Here is an 18,185-nt window from a genome sequence, read left to right on the forward strand (position 1 = left end):
GATGGGGTGGCAGACCTGGCTGGAGGAGGCAGCCACCGCGCGCGAGGCGGCAGGGCTGACCCGGCGACTGCGGCCGCGCGGACCCGGCGACGCCGTCGTCGACTTGGCCGGCAACGACTACCTGGGACTCTCCCAGCACCCCGAGGTACGCCACGCAGCCGCCGAGGCGGCGATGCTCTGGGGCGGTGGTGCGGGTGCGTCCCGCCTGGTCACGGGCACCTTGACCCTGCACGGTGACCTGGAGGCCGAGCTCGCCGACTGGCTCGGCCAGCCGGGCGCGCTGACGTTCTCGACCGGCTACCACGCCAACCTATCGGTCGTCGGCGCACTCGCCGACCGGACCGCCCACGTCGTCTCCGACGCCCACATCCATGCCTCGCTGATCGACGCGGTGCGGCTCTCCCGGGCACAGCTGACGGTCGTGCCGCACAACGACGTGGCGGCGGTCCGGGCGGCGCTCGCCGCACGTCCAGGCGTACGCAGCCTGGTGCTGGCCGAGTCCGTCTACTCGGTCCTCGGCGACGAGGCACCGCTCACGGAGCTGGCCGCGGTCTGCGCGGAGCACGGCGCGCTGCTCGTCGTCGACGAGGCCCACGGTGTCGGCGTGCACGGACCGGGGCTGGTCCACCGCCACGGTCTCGCCGGGCGGCCCGACGTGCTCGTCACCGCGACGCTCTCCAAGAGCCTCGGCAGCCAGGGCGGCGCCGTCCTGGGGCCACAAGCGGTCCTCGACCATCTGGTCAACACCGCCCGCCCGTTCATCTTCGACACCGGCCTGGCGCCCGCCTCCGCCGCCGCAGCCCTCGCCGCGGCGCGGGTCGCGCGCGCTCGCCCGGACCTCGCCGACACCATCCGCGCTCGCGTCACCGACCTGGCCCGGACCCTCGGGATCCCTGCCCCCGCCGGCGCGGTGCTGTCGGTGCCGATGCCGTCGCCCGAGGCAGCGGTCTCCGCACAGGCGGCCCTGCTCGCCGAGGGCGTACGCGTCGGCTGCTTCCGCCCGCCGTCGGTCCCCGACGGGGTCTCCCGGCTGCGGATCACCGCCGGGGCGGGCGTCACCGACGAGGAGTGGGAGCGAGCGGTCAAGGCCATCGACACGATCGTGGGTGAGGTCCGGTGAGCGGGCGGGTGGTGATCGTCACCGGCACCAACACCGGCGTCGGCAAGACCGTCGCGACGGCGACGCTGGCCTCCCGGGCGCGCACGAACGGCGAGAAGGTCGCGGTCGTGAAGCCGGTGCAGACCGGCACTGCCGACGGCGACTGCGACGCCGCCGAGATCCACCGGCTGACGGGGATCGAGGTCCACGAGCTCACCAGCCTGGAGGAGCCGCTCGCACCCGACACCGCCGCCCGGCGGGCCGGGGTGAAGATCCCACCGGTCGCTGCGTACGCTCCGACGATCTCGGCCCTGACCAGCGAGAACGACCTCGTTCTCGTCGAAGGTGCAGGTGGTCTGCTGGTGCGCCTGGACACCGACGGCGGCACGCTCCTGGACCTGGCCGACGCACTCCTCGCCGGCGGCGTACCGACCTCGTTCATCGTCGTCACCGCGGCCGGACTCGGCACTCTCAACCACACCGAGCTGACCGTGGCCTCGCTGCGCGCCCGTGGGCACGAGCCCGACGGGCTGATCATCGGCTCCTGGCCGGGCGATCCAGGGCTCGCCGAGCGGTGCAACCGCATCGACCTGCCTCGCGTGACCGGTGTACCCCTGCTGTTCGGCATCCCGGAAGGAATTGACAACCATTCTCAACTGACCTGAGAATGGTTCTCATGACCCCCACTACCCGCTCCGTAGGCCTCCTTGCCGCCGGCGCACTCCTGCTCACCTCGGGCTGCGCCGCCCTCTCCGACGACTCCGGTTCCTCCGCCTCCGGTTCCGACTCGGGGAAGGTCCAGATCGCAGCCGCGTTCTACCCGCTGGAGTTCGTCGCGGAGCGGGTAGCGGGTGACCTGGCCGAGGTCACCCCCCTCACCAAGCCGGGCGTCGAGCCGCACGACCTCGAGCTCAGCATCAACCAGACGGCCGCGCTGCAGAGCGCCGACCTGATCCTCACCGAGCACGGCTTCCAGCCCGCCGTCGACGACGCGGTCGAGCAGGACGTCAAGGGCGAGGTCGTCGACGTCGAGAAGATCGTCGAGCTCCGCAAGGCCGAGGAGGGCCACGAGGACGAGCACGCCGAGGGCGAGGAGGACGAGCACGCCCACGGCGAGTCCGACCCCCACTTCTGGCACGACCCGCTGCTGATGGCGCAGTACGCCGAGGGCGTACGCGACGCGCTGGTGAAGGCCGACCCCGACAACGCCGAGACCTACGAGGCCAACGCCACGTCGCTCACCGAGGACCTCACGAAGGTCGACGAGGAGTTCAAGACCGGCCTGGCCCAGTGCAAGATCAAGGACGTCGTGGTCTCCCATGACGCCTTCGGCTACCTGGACAAGTACGGCCTGGAGTTCGAGTCGATCGCCGGTCTGACCCCCGACGCCGAGCCCAACCCGGCCCAACTCGCCGAGATCGGCGAGCACGCCGAGGAGCACGGCGTGACCACGATCTTCTCCGAGCGCCTGGTCAGCACGGCCCTCGCCGACACCCTCGCCGACGACCTCGGTCTGAAGACCGCGGTGCTCGACCCGATCGAGGGCCTCTCGGCAGACACCGAGGGAGAGGACTACCTTTCCCTCATGCGCCAGAACCTCGACGCCCTGAAGGCGGCCAACGGTTGTCAGTGACCAGATCAGGGACCGGAAGCACCGTCCCCGCCGATGTCCCCGTGCAGCTCCTGCACGGGGATGTCGCCCTGTCCGGACGTCCCGTCCTTCGCGAGGTGGACCTGACCGTCAACCGCGGTGAGTTCGTCGCGCTGATGGGCGCCAACGGCTCCGGCAAGTCGACGCTCGTACGCACCCTGGTCGGCCTCAACCCGCTCTCGGCCGGTCGCCTGGAGCTGTTCGGTCGCCCCCTGGCCGGCTTCCACGACTGGTCGCGGGTCGGCTACGTGCCGCAGCGAAGCACGGCCACCGGCGGCGTACCCGCCTCGGTCTGGGAGGTCGTCGCCTCCGGACGGCTCACCCATCGCAAGCTGCTGCGGCCGCTGCGCAGCGCCGACCGGGCCGCGATCCGGGCGGCGCTCGAGGTGGTCGGGATGGATGCGTACGCCCAGCGCGGGGTCGCCCAGCTCTCCGGCGGTCAGCACCAGCGGGTGCTGATCGCGCGAGCGCTCGCCGGACGTCCCGAGCTGCTGCTGCTCGACGAGCCCACCGCCGGCGTCGACCTGCCCAACCAGCACGCGCTGGCCGGGGCTCTCGGCCGGCTCAAGGACGACGGCGCCACGATCGTGCTGGTCGCCCACGAGCTCGGCCCGCTGGCTCCGCTGGTCGACCGCGCCGTCGTCATGCGCGACGGGCGCAAGGCCTACGACGGCCCGCCCCTCTCCGATGCCGACGTCCACGCCCAGGGCTTCGACGCCGGTCACGTCCACTGCGACGACGCCTCGACCCCCAACCCGAACGCCGCCGTCCCGACCCCCCTCAAGGAGCTCTGATGACTCTCCTCGAGCTCTTCTCGGTGCCGTTCATGCAGCGGGCCCTGATCGCGGCGTTCCTCGTCGGGATCGCCGCTCCCGCGGTCGGCACCTACATCGTGCAGCGGCGACTGGCGCTGATGGGCGACGGCATCGGCCACGTAGCCGTCACCGGCGTCGCGATCGGCCTGTGGACCCAGACCTCGCCGACGTGGGCAGCGGTGGTCGTGGCCATCGCCGGGGCCGTGGTCATCGAGGTCGTACGCGAGCGCGGCCACGCCGAAGGTGACGTCGCCCTGGCGATGCTCTTCTACGGCGGGCTCGCCGGCGGCATCTTCGTCACCGGGCTGGCCGGCACCGGCGCCTCCCGGCTCCAGGAGTTCCTCTTCGGCTCGATCCTGACGATCTCGGTCGACGACCTGCTCGTGACGATGACGCTCGCGGTGGTGCTGATCGTGATCTGTGTCGGCCTCTCGCCGCAGCTGTTCGCGGTCTCCCAGGACGCCGACTACGCGAAGGTCGCCGGGCTGCCGGTGCGGTTCTACTCGATCCTCGTCGCCGTGCTCGCAGCCCTGAGTGTGGTGATCGCGATGCGCACCGTCGGGCTGCTGCTCGTCTCCGCACTCATGGTCGTACCGGTCGCGATCGTGCAGCAGCTGACCCGGTCGTTCCGGATGACGCTGCTCGGCGCGATGGGCGCCGGCCTGGTCGCCTCGGTCGGCGGCCTCGTGCTGGCGGCCGCACTCTCCCGCACCGGCGCCAACGTCCAGCCGGGACCCAGCATCGTGCTGGTCGCGCTGGCCGGGTTCTTCCTGGTCTGGCCGATCGGCGCCTGGCTGCGCCGCCGGCGGGCCCTGGTGGCCCCGTTCCCGGAGACCGAGCCCGTGGAGAAGCCGGTCGACGAGGCACACCCTCACCACCACGGCGAGAAGTGTGGCCACGTCGCGGTCGAGCACGGCGACCACGTCGACTACATCCACGACGGGCACCGGCACGCGGCGCACGTCGGCACGGAGGGAGAGCACTATGACGAGCACTGATCCGCCGAGCTCCCTGCGCCCCACCAAGCAGCGGCTCGCCGTGGCCGAGGCACTACGGGCGTACGACGGCTTCCACTCCGCCCAGGAGATCCATTCCCGGCTGGACGGTGCCGTCGGCCTGGCCACGGTCTACCGCACGCTGACCGCGCTGGCCGAGGCCGGCGCGGTCGACGCCATGCGCTCCGAGGACGGCGAGACGATCTACCGCCGCTGCTCCGACACGCATCACCATCACCTGGTCTGCCGTCAGTGCGGCCGGACCGTCGAGGTGGAGGGCCCTGCCGTCGAGCGCTGGACCAAGACCATGGCCGAGGACAACGGCTTCACCGACGTCTCCCACACCCTGGAGATCTTCGGCACCTGCACCGACTGCCGCTAGGGCTGGACCGGGTTCGGCAGCGCGCCGCCGTAGCGGCGGTCCCGGGAGGCGTACGTCTCGATGGCGTGCCACAGGTGGCGACGGTCGACGTCGGGCCACAGCACGTCGGTGAAGACGAACTCGGAGTAGGCCGCCTGCCAGAGCATGTAGTTGGAGAGCCGCTGCTCCCCGGAGGTGCGCCAGATGAGGTCGGCGTCGGGGAGGTCGGGGACGTAGAGGTAGCGCTCGAAGGTCTTCTCGGTGATCTTCTCCGGACGCAGCTTCCCGGCGCGTACGTCCTCCCCCATCCGCCGCACGGCGTCGGTGAGCTCGGCACGACCGCCGTAGTTGACGCACATCGTCAGCGTGCAGACGGTGTTGTCCTTCGTCATCTCCTCGGCGATCTTCAGCTCGTTGATGACGGACTTCCACAGCCGTGGCGCGCGACCGGCCCAGCGCACCCGGACCCCGAGCTCGTTCATCTCGTCGCGGCGGCGGCGGATGACGTCGCGGTTGAAGCCCATCAGGAACTTCACCTCGTCGGGCGAGCGCGACCAGTTCTCGGTGGAGAACGCGTAGGCCGAGATGGCCTTCACGCCGATCTCGATGGCTCCTTCGACGACGTCGAAGAGCGAGGACTCACCCTCTTCGTGGCCCTTGGTCCGGGGGAGGCCACGCTCCTTGGCCCATCGGCCGTTGCCGTCCATGATGATCGCCACGTGGTGCGGGACGAGGTCCTTGGGGACCGGGGGCGGGGTAGCCCCGGACGGGTGGGGGGTTGGGGTACGGACCGGCTTGCTCACGAGGTGCAACCCTAGTCGGGCGATAGCCAGGAGGCGGCTGCGGCCCGGGAGGCTGCGGCCTGGACGGGACCATCGGGCGCCGGGGCGCGTCGTACTCCATCTCTTCGGGTCGTCCGGCCGGGCCGGGGACGGTCAGCGCGCCGATGATCGTGGTGATCGGCATCGCCAGGACGACCCCGATGCCCGCGGCCATGGTGGCGACGATCTCGCCGGCCATCTGCTCGGTCGTCAGCAGCGAGAGGAAGGTGCGGTCGTAGAGCTGGATCACCAGCAGCAGGGTCAGCGCGCTGCCGACGTAGGCGAACACGATCGTGTAGATCGTCGAGGCGACGTGGTCACGGCCGATCCGCATCGCACCGCGGAAGACGTCCCACCGAGAGGTGGACGGCCCGGCGGCACGCAGCTCCCACACCGCGGAGGCCTGGGTGATGGTGACGTCGTTGAGCGCGCCGAGGCCGGCGATGATCACCGCGGCGACCAGCAGGGTCTGCAGGTCGAGCGCGGCGTCGAGCGAGGAGAGCGTCTGGCCGCTCTCCGAGCCCAGTCCGGACAGCCGGCTCGCACCGATCGCGAAGGTGCCGATCAGCGCGGTCACCGTGACGCCGGCCAGGGTGCCGGCGAGCGCCACCGACGTACGCACCGAGAACCCGTGCGTCGTGTAGAGCACCACGTAGAGGATCAGCACCGAGGAGACCAGCGCGACCCACGCCGCGGGCTCGCCGGAGAGCAGCGCGGGTAGCAGGAACAGCCACACCACCGCTCCCGCGAACCCCAGGCCGAGCACAGCCATCAGCCCGCGCATGCGCGCGACCGCCACCACACAGACCACGAAGAGGCCGACCAGCAGGAGCAGCGGCGGCCCACGCTTGACGTCGAAAAAGGCGTACGTCGCCTCCCCCTCCTTCTCGGTGCGGGACAGCTCCACCTCGTCGCCGGCCTCCAGCCCGGAGCGGGCCATCGGGGTCGAGATCTCCACCGCGACCTCGGTGCCGGCGTCGGGCCCGCTGGTCAGCGTCGCGGCTGCGGTGTTGCAGCCCTTGGGAGTGCCCTCGGCGCTGCACGGCTCGGCGACCGAGGTGATCTCGGCCGTCTCGAAGACGACGCCGTCGGCGACGAACTCCTGCGACCCCTGGAGCTTCTCCACCGCGGCACGGTCGGGCCACCACAGGGCCACTCCGACGACGGTGATGACGGCCACGAGCACGAGCGAGACGGTCAGCACCATCCGCGGCAGGGCCTCGACCTCCACCTCGGCCTCGGGCCCACCGTGGGAGTGGCCGTGGGAGTGGGCCATCGTTCCTCAGCTCTCGACGTATTCCAGCGAGCGCAGGTTGCGGTCCAGATGCCAGGAGAGGTACGCGGCGACCAACCCGCTCGCCTGCCTGCTGGTCCGGTCCTCGGCGCCGCCGACGGTATCCCAGTCACCCGAGAGCAGCGCACCGAGGTGACTGAGCGTCTCGGGCGAGGGCGTCGCCGAGCCAGGCACCCGGCAGGTCGTGCACAGAGCGCCGCCCATGGAGACGTTGAACCACCGGTGCGGACCCTCCAGGCCGCACCTCGCACACGCCTCGAAAGAGGGCGCGTAGCCGGCGACGGCCAGCGAGCGGAGCAGGTAGGAGTCGAGGACGTGCCGGGGAAGCCGGTCGCCCTGGGCGAGCACGCGCAGCCCGCCGACGAGCAGCAGATACTGCTGCGGCGCCGGCTCGCCCTCCTCGTGGACCAGTCGGTCGGCGGTCTCGAGCATCGCGGTGCCGGCGGTGTAGCGGTCGTAGTCCAGTCCGATCCCGGCGTGGAACAGGGTGAGCGTCTCGGCCTGGGTGATCGTGTCGAGGTTGCGCCCCTCGGCGAACTGCAGGTCGACGTGGGTGAACGGCTCCAGCCGCGAACCCCACCGCGAGGTGGTGCGCCGCACGCCCTTCGCCACCGCACGCACCCGTCCGTGGTGACGGGTGAGCATGGTGATGATGCGATCGGCCTCACCGAGCTTGTGGGTGCGAAGCACGATGGCCTCGTCGCGGTAGAGGGGCACGGTCCCATTCTGCAGCACTCGCCCGGCCATCGGGTGCCGCCGGGTCCGCGTCGCCGAGAAACCGGATAATCCGGCGAGAAACCAGATCATAATGCGCCATGCCCAGGATCAGCCCTCGGTCCACCTTCGCCGTGGCCGACGTACGGACTCGAAGGCTGACCTTCGACCAGCTCAGCCTGTTCACCATGCTCTGGGCGGGACAGGGTCTGATCCAGCTCCTCACCTATGAGTACTTTCCCCACGACGCCCTGTTCGGCCTGCTTCTGGTGGCAACGCTCGTGGCCATCGTCCTTCCCCACCGCACCCTGGCGCTCGCGACGATGGTCGTGCTCAACCTGGCCTACTCCTGGGCGCACCTGCCCTATCAGGTCAATCATCATCTGCTCGAGGACTGCATCAATCTGATCCTGCTCGGCGCGCTGGTCATCGGGTGGATGCGGCACAGACGCGGTCGAGCCGAGCTCGGCATCCGCTCGGCGACGTACGAAGCCTTCGCGGGTCCGGCCCGCGGTGCCGTGGTCGTCATGTACCTGTGGTCGGGGATCGCGAAGGCCAACACCGACTTCTTCGACCCGATGGTGGGCTGCGCGACCACGCTGCTCGGCACCGCCCTCCATGCCGAGCAGAACAGCGCGATCGTGGCGTGGCTCGCGACTCCGGTCACGGCCGGCACCTTGGTCACCGAGATCGCCTTGGGCTGCTGCTCGCCTTCCGCAGAACGCGGTTCCTCGCCATTCCGATCGGGCTGTTGTTCCACCTCTCCCTTGCGGTGGTCCCGATCGCGGCGATCCAGGCGTTCAGCTACGCCGCCGTCGCGACGTACGCCTTGTTCCTCAGTCCCGAGGTCGCCACCGCAGCCAGCGACCTGGTCGGCAACAGCCTTCGCCGGCTACGACGCCACCTGGTCGCGACCGTCGCGAGCGGTGCGGTGGCGGTCGGCGTCCTGATGGTCGCCGTGACGCTCGCATCCAGGGCCATCGGGGACGACGAGGCCTTCACCTATGCCCGGGTGGGTCTGTGGTTCCTCGGCCTCGTGGTTCTCGTCGTCGTATATTTTCGGTCCCTGCTCGCGGTCGTACGCCGCGACGGGCCTCGTGCCATAGCCGTCTCCGACCCACTGTTCACCGGATCGCCCGTGCTGTGGGGCGTGACCGTGCTCGTCCTGGTGAACGGCAGCCTCCCCTACCTCGGTTTCAAGACACAGACATCGTTCACGATGTTCAGCAACCTCTGGACCGAGGACGGCCGGACGAACCATTGGCTCATCAGCCCGGCCATCCAGATCGGCGACTATCAGGGCGACCTGGTCGAGATCATCGAGACCGATGACCCCGAGCTGGCCGCGGTCGCTGACGCCGAGCACTCGTTGACCAGGTTCGAGTTCGAGCGGATCTTGAGCGCGAAGGACGACATCTCCGTGGAATGCAGCTGCTATGGGCAGATCCGTCGCATCGAGAAGGTCGACGGCGAGTTCATCGGATATGAACCCGAGTTCTCCTACAGCCCGTTCTTGGGCAGGGTGTTTTCGTTTCGCTCGGTCCCAGACGGCAAGGTCGCCTGCACCCAGTGACCACACTGCCGACCTCACGTCGCAGCCACACGATGGCAACGACGCGTGTGGGTGACCGTGATCGGTCGGCTCGTCTCCTATCGTGCCGGTCATGAGCTCAACAGGCATCGCGACCGTGCCGACCGACCCCGCGCACGACGACCGCAAGCCCGGCACCGCCGCCGGACCGCCGGTCACTGTCGTCGACTGGCTGATGCTGGCGCTCGCCATCGTCTCGGTCGCGGCGGCCGTGTGGGTGACGTTCTGGGACGTGTCGCAGATCTGGTACGACCGGGTCATCGCCGCCGACTACGTCGTGTGCGCTGTCTTCGCCATCGAGTTCGTGTGGCGCTGGACCCGCTCGGGGCTCGGGTGGAAGTTCCCTCTCCTCTACTGGTACGAGCTGCTCGGGATGATCCCGCTCGGTGTCGCCGCCAGCCCGGCCTTCCGCGGCCTCCGACTGCTGCGGATCGTGCTGATCCTGCTCCGGCTGATGCGTGCGGCCGACCGTGCCTTCGGCGACCGCGTCTCGGCGTACGTGGTGGGGAGGTTCTCGGGGGCGATCGTCAACGCCATCCGCAAGCCGATCACGGTCGCGGTGCTCGACGAGGTGATCGCGGTGATCCAGACCGGCAACTACACCCGGCACATCTCCAGCGCGATCGAGGAGAACCGGGCCGAGATCGACACGCTCATCGTCGACCTCATCCGCCAGGACCAGGCGACCGGGAAGCTGAGATACCTCCCCTTCCACGACGACGTCGTCCGTCTCGTGGCCGATACGGTGCTGCGCCTGGTCGACGAGGGCCTGGCCGACCCACGGGTCCACGAGATCATCTCCGACGCCATCCGCGAGTCCGCCAAGGAGCTGCGGGAGAACATCGGATCGGACCAGCACGCCGCGGTCAAGCGCGACCAGGAGCGGTTCGGGAAGTAGGTCTCGTTTTCCTTGCGAAACCGACTGAAGTAGGTGTCACCGCGGCCCGTCGGGTCGGATTCAGGGCATGATTCGGCCATGAGCGCGACCTTCCCGACACATCTCGGGCGGCTACAACAGGTCCGCCACATCGGTGCCGGCGCATTCGCCTCCGTGTGGCTCTACTACGACCCCGATCTCGACTCCCATGTCGCGGTCAAGGCGCTCTCCCCCGGCTGGGTGTCGAACCCCGAGATCCACAAGCGGTTCCTCCAGGAGGCGCGGCTGCTTCGCTCGGTCGACTCACCCCATGTCGTACGCGTCTACGACATCGGCCAGACGTCCACCGGCATCCCCTTCTTCGTGATGTCGTACGCCGACGGCGGCTCGGTCGCCGACCTGCTCAAGGGCTCGCCGGCCGGCCTGGACGTGCGCGAGGTCGCCGACATCGTCTCGCAGGCCGCCGACGGCCTGATGGCCCTGAAGGCACGCGGGGTGATCCACCGCGACATCAAGCCCGCCAACCTGCTGCTCACCTCCGAGACCTCCGGTGGCACCGCCGGGGCCCGCCGGGTGATGATCGCCGACCTCGGCGTGGCCCGCTCGCTCGACTCGCTCAACGAGGTCACCCGCGACATCGGCACCCCGTCCTACATGGCGCCCGAGCAGCTCGACCCGTCACTGCCGATCGACCACCGCGCCGACGTACGGGCCCTCGGCGCCGTCGCCTGGGCCCTGCTCGCCGGCCGCTCCCCCGCCCCCGCGCTCGGCCTCACCTCCCGGGTGCCCGAAGCCGGAACCGTGCGTCCCCTTCCCGCCTCGATCAGCCAGGCCATCGGCCGGGCGCTGGAGCCCCGGGCCGAGGACCGCTGGCCCGATGCCCGCTCCTTCGGCGACGCCCTTCGCGCCGCGGTCCAGGGCGCTGGTGCCGCCGGCGCGCCCCACGCCCCCACCGCGACTCAGCCTCCCCCGCCCACCTCGACCTCGCCGTGGCAGAAGTCGGCGGCTCCCGTGCCGCCTGTCGGCCCGCCCAGCGGGCCACCACCCAGCGGGCCGCCCAGCAGGCCACCCACCGGATCGCCGTTCGACCAGCCGACCACCGTGCCGACGAGCGCCGGGTCCCAGCAGCGGCCGAAGCGGCGCATCGGGCTGCTCGTCGGTGGCGCGATCGCCGCGGTGGTGATCATCGGCCTGATCGGCGGCCTCATCTATCTGGTGAGCAGCGCCGGAAGCGACATCCCCGAGGCCGGCGAGTGCCGCGACCTCGACTTCGACGCGGGCAACACATTCGTCGACGAGACGGCTCCGGTCGACTGCGCGGAGCCGCACACGCTCTACACGTTCCACGTCGCCACCGACGTCGAGAACTACAACGACAACGAGGCCGCCGGCGCCGCCTGCTACAGCCGCATCGAGACCGGGCTCGGGCTGCGTCCCGAGATGATGGCCCGCACGGCCTACCTGGTGAACTGGTACTGGCCCAAGGAGTCGACCTGGAACGACGGCGACCGCTATGTCAGGTGCGACATCGTCGTGACCGTCCTGAAGGCACCGCTGATCAACCTGCCCGAGGACCCGATCCCGGCCCCGGCGGACCTGCGAGCGTGCATCGACAGCACCGTCGACAAGATCGTGCGCTGCGGGACCACCCACGACTACGTCGTCGTCGACACCTTCGAGATGACCGGTGACGCCTACCCCGACCAGGCCGAGACCAACGCCCAGGGTCTGGCCGGCTGTCCGACGGACGCGACCATGTTCAAGCCTCCGTTCGAGTCGGCCTGGAACTCCGGCAGTCGGATCGGCCTCTGCGCGAAGTACGACGTCGGCTCCTAGGAGACCCTAGGAGATCAGTGGCGCCAGGCGCCTGACCGCCTCCCGGAGGCGGTCAGGGGTCGTCGCCGCGTAGCCGATCACCAGGCCGGGCGGCCCCTCACCCTCGCGGTGCCGGCTCAACGGGTGGACGGCGATGCCCGCCTCGAGCGCGGCCTCGGCGACCGCCGCGTCGTCGACGCAGTCGGGCAGCGTCGCCAGCACGTGCAGTCCGGCCGCGACGCCTCGGACCCGAACCGCCGGCAGGTGCTCGCCGAGCGCCTCGAGCAGGGCATCGCGGCGAGCCTTGTGTCGCTGCCGGACCAGCCTCAGGTGCCGTTCGAAGGCACCCGAGGTGAGCATCCGCGCCAGGGTGATCTGGGGTAGCGCCGGGCTGGCCAGGTCGAGCCAGTAGCGCGCCTCGACCAGCTCCTCCTGCATCCCGGACGGGGCGACCAGCCAGCCGATCCGCATCGCGGGCGCGAGCGTCTTGGAGACGCTGCCGAGATGGACGATCTGGTCGGGTGCGAGCACCTTCACGGCCGCGACCGGCGGCCGGTCGTAGCGGTGCTCGGCGTCGTAGTCGTCCTCGATCACCAGCCGGTGTGGCACCGCCCGGACCCACTCGACCAGCTCCCGGCGCCGCTGCGGGGAGAGCACGACCCCGGTCGGGAACTGGTGCGCGGGCGTGACCACGACCGCATCGACACCGCTGGCATCGAGCGCCGCGACCTCCAGACCATCGCCGTCCACCGGCACCGGGACCGTCGTCATCCCCCACCGCTGCAGGTGCACGCGGCCGCCGTACGATCCCGGCTCCTCGAAGCCGACCCTGGTCCGGCCGCGCTCCTCGAGCCAGCGCGCCAGGAGCACGAGTCCCTGGGCGACGCCGTTGATCACCAGGATCTCGTCGGGAGAGACCGTGAGGCCGCGGGTGCGGCCCAGCCAGACCGCGAGCGCCTCCCGCAGCGCCGGCACGCCGCGCGGGTCGCCGTAGCCGAGGTCGGCGCTGCCGATCTCGGTGAGCACCTCCCGTGACGCCCTCGCCCACGCGGCCCGCGGAAAGGCCGAGAGATCGGGCACTCCCGGGGAGAGGTCCAGCTCGGGCGTCGGCAGGCGCGTGGCGGCACCGAGGCGGCGTACGGCTCCGGGGACCGCGCTCACGCGGGTGCCGCCGCCGCTGCGGGCGGAGAGCAGCCCCTCGTCGGTGAGTCGCTGGTACGCCTCGACCACCACCCCGCGCGAGAGGCCGAGCTGGGTGGCGAGGGTGCGCGATGCCGGCACCCGGGCACCGACCGCGAGCCGGCCGTCGGCAACCGCGTCGCGCAGCGCACCGGTGAGCCAGGTCGCCAGCCCTCCCGGTGGCACCCCGGCCGGGTCGAGCTGGAGGAAGTCCGCTCCGGTCACTTGGTCCACTCTGCCACGTGTGGTTTGGATCTGTCTGCCAGACCAAGTTGGAGCGAACCTCGTAGACATGACCACCGAAGCCCTCCCACACCCCGATACCGCCGGCGGAACAGCGCCGCACCGCGGCACCCTGATCGGCATCGCCTTCGCCGCGGCCGGGATGGTCTGCGTGGGCAGCAGCGTCGCGGTCTCGGCGGCGATCACCGATGCTCCGCTCTTCACCCTCCAGTCCGTCCGCTACGCCCTCGCCGCCCTGCTCCTGCTCGTGGTCGCGCGCGTCACCGGCTGGCGGGTGCCGCGCCCGCGCGGGCGCGAGTGGCTCTGGCTGGCCGGGGTGGCGACCGTGGGACTGGTGCTCTTCAACGTCGGGGTCGTCCGAGGCGTCGCCCATGCCGAACCGGCGGTGATCGGGGTGGCCGTGGCCGCGGTCCCGATGCTGCTCGCGGTCGTCCCGGCGATCGCGACCCGCACGCTCCCGTCGCGCACGGTGATCATCGGCGCCACGGTCGTGACGACGGGAGCGATCCTGGTCCAGGGCTTCGGACGGACCGATGCGGCGGGCATCGGCTACGCGATCCTCGTCCTCGTCTGCGAGGCGGGCTTCACGCTGCTGGCGGTGCCGGTCCTCGCTCGCCTGGGTGCCTTCGGCGTCTCGTTCCACTCGGTGTGGATGGCGGCCGCCGGCATGGCCCTCATCGGCGTCGCGGCCGAGGGTCCGGCCGCCGTCACCACGCTCGACGCCGTCGATCTGCTCGCGGCGCTCCATCTGGCCGTGGTCGTCACCACGCTCGCGTTCCTGCTCTGGTTCACCGCGGTCGGGCGGCTCGGCTCCGGGCGCGCCGGTCTGCTCACCGGCGTCGTGCCCGTGGCCGCCGCCGGCCTCGGCGTACCCCTGAACGGGATCGTGCCCGGCCCGATGGTCTGGCTGGGCACCGCGGTCGTCGCCGTGGGTCTGGTGATCGGGCTGCCCGGGACGCCGAGTCGGCGCGTTCGAACGCGCCGGCTCGGCAGGTCCCGGCAGAACCTCAGCCGCGCGGGATCGTGACCGCCTGGGCGCGGTTGGCCGCGCAGACGACGGCCCGCAGGGAGGCGGTGACGATGTTCTCGTGGATGCCGATGCCCCAGACGATCTCGCCGGCGATCTCACACTCGACGTACGCAGCAGCGGCCGCGTCGCCACCGGCGGAGAGGGCGTGCTCGGCGTAGTCGAGGACCCGGATCTCGGCGCCGGCCTCCTTCAGCGCGTCGACGAACGCGGCCACGGGACCGTTGCCGACGCCCTTGTAGGTGCGCTGCTCGCCGCGGACCCGCAGGTCGACGACCTGCTCGTCGCCACCCTCGGCGTCGGTCACCGAGGACCAGCTCTCCAGGGCGTACGGCTCCTCGCGCTCGAGGTACTCGGCGGAGAAGATCGACCAGATCTCCGCAGGCGCGACCTCGCCACCCTCGGTGTCGGTGTGCTGCTGGACCACCCGGCTGAACTCGATCTGCGCGCGACGCGGCAGATCCAGGGAGTGCTCGGTCTTGAGCAGGTAGGCCACGCCGCCCTTGCCGGACTGGCTGTTGACCCGGATGACGGCCTCGTAGGTGCGGCCGACGTCCTTGGGGTCGATGGGCAGGTAGGGCGCCTCCCACGGGATCTCGCTGGTCGGCTTGCCGGCCTCGGCGGCGATCCGGTCGAGGTCCTCCAGACCCTTCTTGATGGCGTCCTGGTGGGAGCCGGAGAAGGCGGTGTAGACCAGGTCGCCCGCGTAGGGGTGGCGCGGGTGGACGTTGATGTTGGTGACGTACTCGACCGTACGGCGGATCTCGTCGATGCCGCCGCCGACCCTGAAGTCGATCTGCGGGTCGATGCCCTGGGAGAAGAGGTTCATGCCCAGGGTGACCAGGTCGACGTTGCCGGTGCGCTCGCCGTGACCGAACAGGCAGCCCTCGACGCGGTCGGCGCCCGCCATCAGGCCGAGCTCGGTGGCCGCGACCGCGGTGCCGCGGTCGTTGTGCGGGTGGAGGCTGATGGCGGAGTGCTCGCGGCGGGTCAGGCCCCGGCCGAAGTACTCGATCTGGTCGGCGTAGGTGTTCGGGGTGGACATCTCCACGGTGGCGGGCAGGTTGAGGATGATCTCCCGGCCGGCCTCCGGCTGCCACACGTCCGAGACCCGCTCGCAGACCTCGAGCGCGTAGTCGGTGTCGGTCTGGGTGAAGATCTCCGGGCTGTACTGGTAGCCGAAGTCCTCGGTGCCGATCAGCTCGGGGACGTGCTCCTCGGCGTACTTCATGACCATCTCGGTGCCGCGGACCGCGATCCCGATGCACTCGGCCGGGGTCACGTTGAACACGACCCGGCGGAACAGCTCGGCGGTGGCGTTGTAGAGGTGGATCGTGGCGCGCGGGGCGCCGGCGATCGACTCGGCGGTGCGCGAGATGAGGTCCTCGCGCGCCTGGGTCAGGACCGAGATCTGTACGTCATCGGGGATCCGGTCCTCCTCGATCAGCTTGCGCACGAAGTCGAAGTCGGTCTGGCTCGCGCTCGGGAAGCCGACCTCGATCTCCTTGTAGCCCATCGCGACCAGCAGCTCGAACATCCGCAGCTTGCGGGCCGGCGTCATCGGGTCGATCAGGGCCTGGTTGCCGTCACGCAGGTCGGTGGAGAGCCACCGCGGAGCCTTGGTGATCTTCTTGGTGGGCCAGGTGCGGTCGGGTACGTCGACGGGCACGAACGCGCGATAGCGCTCGAACGGCATCCCCGACGGCTTCTGCTGGTTGCTGGAGTTGCTCAGGTTGGTCATGGAGTCCTCATCAGGTGGGAGCGAGTGCCGGCGCACGTCGGACCTCCGCAGCGAGGGAGTCCGGCTTTCTCAGACCCCGCTGCGGCAGCTAAGGAGGAGGCTGCGCATCATGACTCGGTAACAATAACAGAACAGAACTGGCAGACTGGCACCGAACTGACGACCAAGGGGAGGAACAGGCGTGGCCCAACTGGAAGAGCTCACGGTCGAGGAGTCCTGGCGGCTCGCGACGGACACCCAGGTGTCCCGGATCGGCTGGACCGGCCCGCGCGGCCCGGTGGTGCTACCGGTCAACCACGTCGTGCACGAGGAAGCGCTCTGGATCCGCACCTCCGCGCACTCTTCGATGGCCGAGCAGATCGACGAGAGCGCCATCGCGCTGCTGGTCGACGACCTCGACCCCGACACCCACGTGGGCTGGTCGGCGCTGTTCAAGGGACACGCGGAGATCCTCTACCGCGACGACCAGATCCCCGACGTCGTCAAGAACCTCCACCCCTGGCCGGCCGGCCCTCGTCCGTTGTGGGTGAGGCTGCGCCCCAAGGAGGTCACCGGCCGCCGTCTGGGCACTGACGGCTGATGCCTCGCCTGCTCGTCGTCCACCACTCCCCCACCCGGTCGCTGCGGCGTCTGACCGACGCGGTGGTCTCCGGCGCCAACGATCCCGAGATCGAGGGGGTCGAGGTCGTCGTACGACCCGCGCTGGAGGCGACGGCCGACGACGTCCTGGCCGCCGACGGCTACGTGCTCGGCACGAGCGCCAACTTCGGCTACATGTCGGGCGCGCTGAAGCACTTCTTCGACTCGATCTTCCTGGACGTGGGCGGCGCGCTCGACCCCTCCGGAGGAGCCGGAGAGTCGGCCGGTGCCACCGCCAAACGCCCCTATGGCTTCTACGTCCACGGCCGCTACGACACCACCGGCGCGATCCGCTCGGTGCAGTCCATCGTCGGTGCGCTCGGGTGGGCCCAGTCCTACGACATCCTCGACGTCCTGGGAGACGTCGAGGACGCGCATGTCGAGGCGGCGTACGAGCTGGGAGCCACGCTCGCGGCCGTCCTCGACTGAGCTGTGCGTCCGCTCTGGGCTTTCGGCCCTGCTCAGGATTCGCAAGTAGAGTCGATCCCCGTGATCGGCCATACCCCCAGACGTACGACATCTGTGTCGCTCCTGATCGTGGTGCTCGCCGTCCTCGCGCTCAGCGGGTGCGGCGGTGATCGGGCGGCTGCCAAGGGCGAGGACCCCAAGCAGGTGGACTCGACCGCGCTGCCCGAGGTCGGCAAGTGCCGCAACCTCACCCACGAGGACGTCGCCGAGGCCTACAACTTCGACAAGTACGTCGCCTGCGACGAGCCGCACAACGCCGAGACCTTCGGCGCCGGACCGCTCCCGGACGAGTTCAAGGACGCGGAGTACGGCGACGAGAAGGTCAACGAGTGGGCCTTCAGCCAGTGCCGCAAGCTGCTGGAGAAGTACGTCGGCACCAACCAGAGTGTGCTGATGCGCTCGATGCTCTCCCACGTCTACTTCGGACCCTCGGAGAAGGCCTGGGACGAGGGCGCGCGCTGGATCCGCTGCGACGTGGTAGGTGGCGGCCAGCAGGGCGCCGAGTACGTCGACCTGCCGACCACCACCCGCAACCTCCTCAAGGTCAAGAACATCGAGGACATCGAGGACCGCTGGATGGTGTGCGCGCAGGGCAAGACGGTCGCCTCCGCGAAGGTGCCCTGCTCCGAGCCGCACCAGATGCGGGCGGTCACGACCATCAAGCTGGGCGAGGACAAGACCAAGTTCCTCGGTGTGGCGGAGTCGAAGAAGAAGGCCTCGCAGTACTGCAAGGGCTCGGTCCAGGCCTGGATGGGTTACCCGGAAAGCTTCGACTACGGGTACACATGGTTCGGAGAGAAGGAGTGGAACGCCGGCAACCGCTGGGCGGTCTGCTGGGCGGTGACCGAGGAGTGA

At 70.3% G+C, this 18,185-nt stretch carries 18 protein-coding genes and 1 pseudogene; 14 read left to right on the top strand and 5 right to left on the bottom strand.

The window, feature by feature from the left end; all coding sequences use genetic code 11:
• The first annotated feature begins 1 nt into the window (after nt 1).
• From ABT304_RS00645 to ABT304_RS00670, 6 genes are read left to right on the top strand one after another with little or no spacing between them, the layout of a single operon-like run.
• Complete coding sequence (locus tag ABT304_RS00645) at nt 2-1,120, top strand: 8-amino-7-oxononanoate synthase (protein WP_350712870.1); 1,119 nt, start codon at nt 2-4, stop codon at nt 1,118-1,120.
• A complete protein-coding gene (gene bioD, locus ABT304_RS00650; RefSeq protein WP_350712871.1) occupies nt 1,117-1,764 on the top strand; it encodes a dethiobiotin synthase in 648 nt (215 codons plus the stop codon). Before ABT304_RS00645 ends, bioD begins: the two co-directional genes overlap by 4 nt.
• 11 nt (nt 1,765-1,775) lie before the next feature.
• Nucleotides 1,776-2,732: a metal ABC transporter substrate-binding protein gene (locus ABT304_RS00655; protein WP_350712872.1), complete on the top strand. Its 957-nt coding sequence runs from the start codon at nt 1,776-1,778 to the stop codon at nt 2,730-2,732.
• Nucleotides 2,729-3,544 carry a metal ABC transporter ATP-binding protein gene (locus ABT304_RS00660; protein ID WP_350712873.1) on the top strand — a complete coding sequence of 272 codons (816 nt, stop codon included), beginning with the start codon at nt 2,729-2,731 and terminating at the stop codon, nt 3,542-3,544. The genes ABT304_RS00655 and ABT304_RS00660 overlap by 4 nt, the downstream gene beginning before the upstream one ends.
• Nucleotides 3,544-4,563, top strand: coding sequence for a metal ABC transporter permease (locus ABT304_RS00665; protein ID WP_160028292.1), 1,020 nt, complete (start codon nt 3,544-3,546; stop codon nt 4,561-4,563). Before ABT304_RS00660 ends, ABT304_RS00665 begins: the two co-directional genes overlap by 1 nt.
• Nucleotides 4,550-4,942: a Fur family transcriptional regulator gene (locus ABT304_RS00670; protein WP_350712874.1), complete on the top strand. Its 393-nt coding sequence runs from the start codon at nt 4,550-4,552 to the stop codon at nt 4,940-4,942. The genes ABT304_RS00665 and ABT304_RS00670 overlap by 14 nt, the downstream gene beginning before the upstream one ends.
• Here the strand turns inward: ABT304_RS00670 and ABT304_RS00675 are convergent.
• The 3 genes and pseudogenes from ABT304_RS00675 to recO form a co-directional block, all read right to left on the bottom strand.
• The gene (locus ABT304_RS00675; RefSeq protein WP_201451269.1) at nt 4,939-5,733 is read right to left on the bottom strand and encodes an isoprenyl transferase; all 795 of its coding nucleotides are present in this window, start codon (nt 5,731-5,733) and stop codon (nt 4,939-4,941) included. The genes ABT304_RS00670 and ABT304_RS00675 overlap by 4 nt on opposite strands.
• A gap of 130 nt (nt 5,734-5,863) precedes the next feature.
• Nucleotides 5,864-7,018: pseudogene (locus tag ABT304_RS00680) on the bottom strand (YibE/F family protein); the annotation flags it as partial.
• A 6-nt stretch (nt 7,019-7,024) separates the two neighbouring features.
• On the bottom strand, nt 7,025-7,753 hold the full coding sequence (gene recO, locus ABT304_RS00685) for a DNA repair protein RecO (RefSeq protein ID WP_141805688.1): 729 nt from the start codon (nt 7,751-7,753) through the stop codon (nt 7,025-7,027).
• 98 nt (nt 7,754-7,851) lie between these two features.
• On the opposite strand from recO, the gene ABT304_RS00690 reads away from it, so the two are divergent.
• The 4 genes from ABT304_RS00690 to ABT304_RS00705 all read left to right on the top strand — a co-directional run bounded on the left by ABT304_RS00690 (nt 7,852) and on the right by ABT304_RS00705 (nt 12,054).
• Nucleotides 7,852-8,700, top strand: a complete 849-nt coding sequence (locus tag ABT304_RS00690; protein WP_350712875.1) for a hypothetical protein — start codon at nt 7,852-7,854, stop codon at nt 8,698-8,700.
• 8 nt (nt 8,701-8,708) lie between these two features.
• Nucleotides 8,709-9,323, top strand: a complete 615-nt coding sequence (locus ABT304_RS00695) for a hypothetical protein (protein ID WP_350712876.1) — start codon at nt 8,709-8,711, stop codon at nt 9,321-9,323.
• A gap of 91 nt (nt 9,324-9,414) precedes the next feature.
• Nucleotides 9,415-10,239, top strand: a complete 825-nt coding sequence (locus ABT304_RS00700) for an ion transporter (RefSeq protein WP_350712877.1) — start codon at nt 9,415-9,417, stop codon at nt 10,237-10,239.
• A 78-nt stretch (nt 10,240-10,317) separates the two neighbouring features.
• A complete protein-coding gene (locus ABT304_RS00705) occupies nt 10,318-12,054 on the top strand; it encodes a serine/threonine-protein kinase (protein ID WP_350712878.1) in 1,737 nt (578 codons plus the stop codon).
• A gap of 6 nt (nt 12,055-12,060) precedes the next feature.
• Here ABT304_RS00705 and pdxR read toward each other — a convergent pair whose 3' ends face one another.
• Nucleotides 12,061-13,437, bottom strand: a complete 1,377-nt coding sequence (gene pdxR / locus ABT304_RS00710) for a MocR-like pyridoxine biosynthesis transcription factor PdxR (RefSeq protein ID WP_350712879.1) — start codon at nt 13,435-13,437, stop codon at nt 12,061-12,063.
• 67 nt (nt 13,438-13,504) lie between these two features.
• On the opposite strand from pdxR, the gene ABT304_RS00715 reads away from it, so the two are divergent.
• Nucleotides 13,505-14,482 carry a DMT family transporter gene (locus tag ABT304_RS00715; protein ID WP_350712880.1) on the top strand — a complete coding sequence of 326 codons (978 nt, stop codon included), beginning with the start codon at nt 13,505-13,507 and terminating at the stop codon, nt 14,480-14,482.
• Here the strand turns inward: ABT304_RS00715 and leuA are convergent.
• The gene (gene leuA / locus ABT304_RS00720) at nt 14,463-16,223 is read right to left on the bottom strand and encodes a 2-isopropylmalate synthase (RefSeq protein WP_350712881.1); all 1,761 of its coding nucleotides are present in this window, start codon (nt 16,221-16,223) and stop codon (nt 14,463-14,465) included. The genes ABT304_RS00715 and leuA overlap by 20 nt on opposite strands.
• A 181-nt stretch (nt 16,224-16,404) precedes the next feature.
• Between leuA and ABT304_RS00725 the strand changes: the two genes are divergently transcribed.
• The 3 genes from ABT304_RS00725 to ABT304_RS00735 are packed head-to-tail and all read left to right on the top strand — an operon-like array spanning nt 16,405 to nt 18,185.
• Nucleotides 16,405-16,803, top strand: coding sequence for a pyridoxamine 5'-phosphate oxidase family protein (locus ABT304_RS00725; RefSeq protein WP_350712882.1), 399 nt, complete (start codon nt 16,405-16,407; stop codon nt 16,801-16,803).
• Entirely contained in the window at nt 16,803-17,291 is a 489-nt protein-coding gene (locus ABT304_RS00730) for a flavodoxin family protein (RefSeq protein WP_160028272.1), read from the top strand. Before ABT304_RS00725 ends, ABT304_RS00730 begins: the two co-directional genes overlap by 1 nt.
• Before the next feature lie 60 nt (nt 17,292-17,351).
• Nucleotides 17,352-18,185, top strand: a complete 834-nt coding sequence (locus tag ABT304_RS00735) for a septum formation family protein (RefSeq protein ID WP_160028270.1) — start codon at nt 17,352-17,354, stop codon at nt 18,183-18,185.

Origin of the sequence: Nocardioides sp. NPDC000445 (assembly GCF_040300245.1) — a bacterium.
GTDB lineage: Bacteria > Actinomycetota > Actinomycetes > Propionibacteriales > Nocardioidaceae > Nocardioides.

What these genes read in the sequence shown, in the direction of transcription:
- ABT304_RS00730 (WP_160028272.1), top strand. Translation starts at nt 16,803, where the DNA reads ATGCCTCGCCTGCTCGTCGTCCACCACTCCCCCACCCGGTCGCTGCGG.
- ABT304_RS00700 (WP_350712877.1), top strand. Translation starts at nt 9,415, where the DNA reads ATGAGCTCAACAGGCATCGCGACCGTGCCGACCGACCCCGCGCACGAC.
- ABT304_RS00645 (WP_350712870.1), top strand. Translation starts at nt 2, where the DNA reads ATGGGGTGGCAGACCTGGCTGGAGGAGGCAGCCACCGCGCGCGAGGCG.
- ABT304_RS00665 (WP_160028292.1), top strand. Translation starts at nt 3,544, where the DNA reads ATGACTCTCCTCGAGCTCTTCTCGGTGCCGTTCATGCAGCGGGCCCTG.
- ABT304_RS00715 (WP_350712880.1), top strand. Translation starts at nt 13,505, where the DNA reads ATGACCACCGAAGCCCTCCCACACCCCGATACCGCCGGCGGAACAGCG.
- ABT304_RS00670 (WP_350712874.1), top strand. Translation starts at nt 4,550, where the DNA reads ATGACGAGCACTGATCCGCCGAGCTCCCTGCGCCCCACCAAGCAGCGG.
- ABT304_RS00690 (WP_350712875.1), top strand. Translation starts at nt 7,852, where the DNA reads ATGCCCAGGATCAGCCCTCGGTCCACCTTCGCCGTGGCCGACGTACGG.
- ABT304_RS00655 (WP_350712872.1), top strand. Translation starts at nt 1,776, where the DNA reads ATGACCCCCACTACCCGCTCCGTAGGCCTCCTTGCCGCCGGCGCACTC.
- leuA (WP_350712881.1), bottom strand. Translation starts at nt 16,223, where the DNA reads ATGACCAACCTGAGCAACTCCAGCAACCAGCAGAAGCCGTCGGGGATG.
- ABT304_RS00705 (WP_350712878.1), top strand. Translation starts at nt 10,318, where the DNA reads ATGAGCGCGACCTTCCCGACACATCTCGGGCGGCTACAACAGGTCCGC.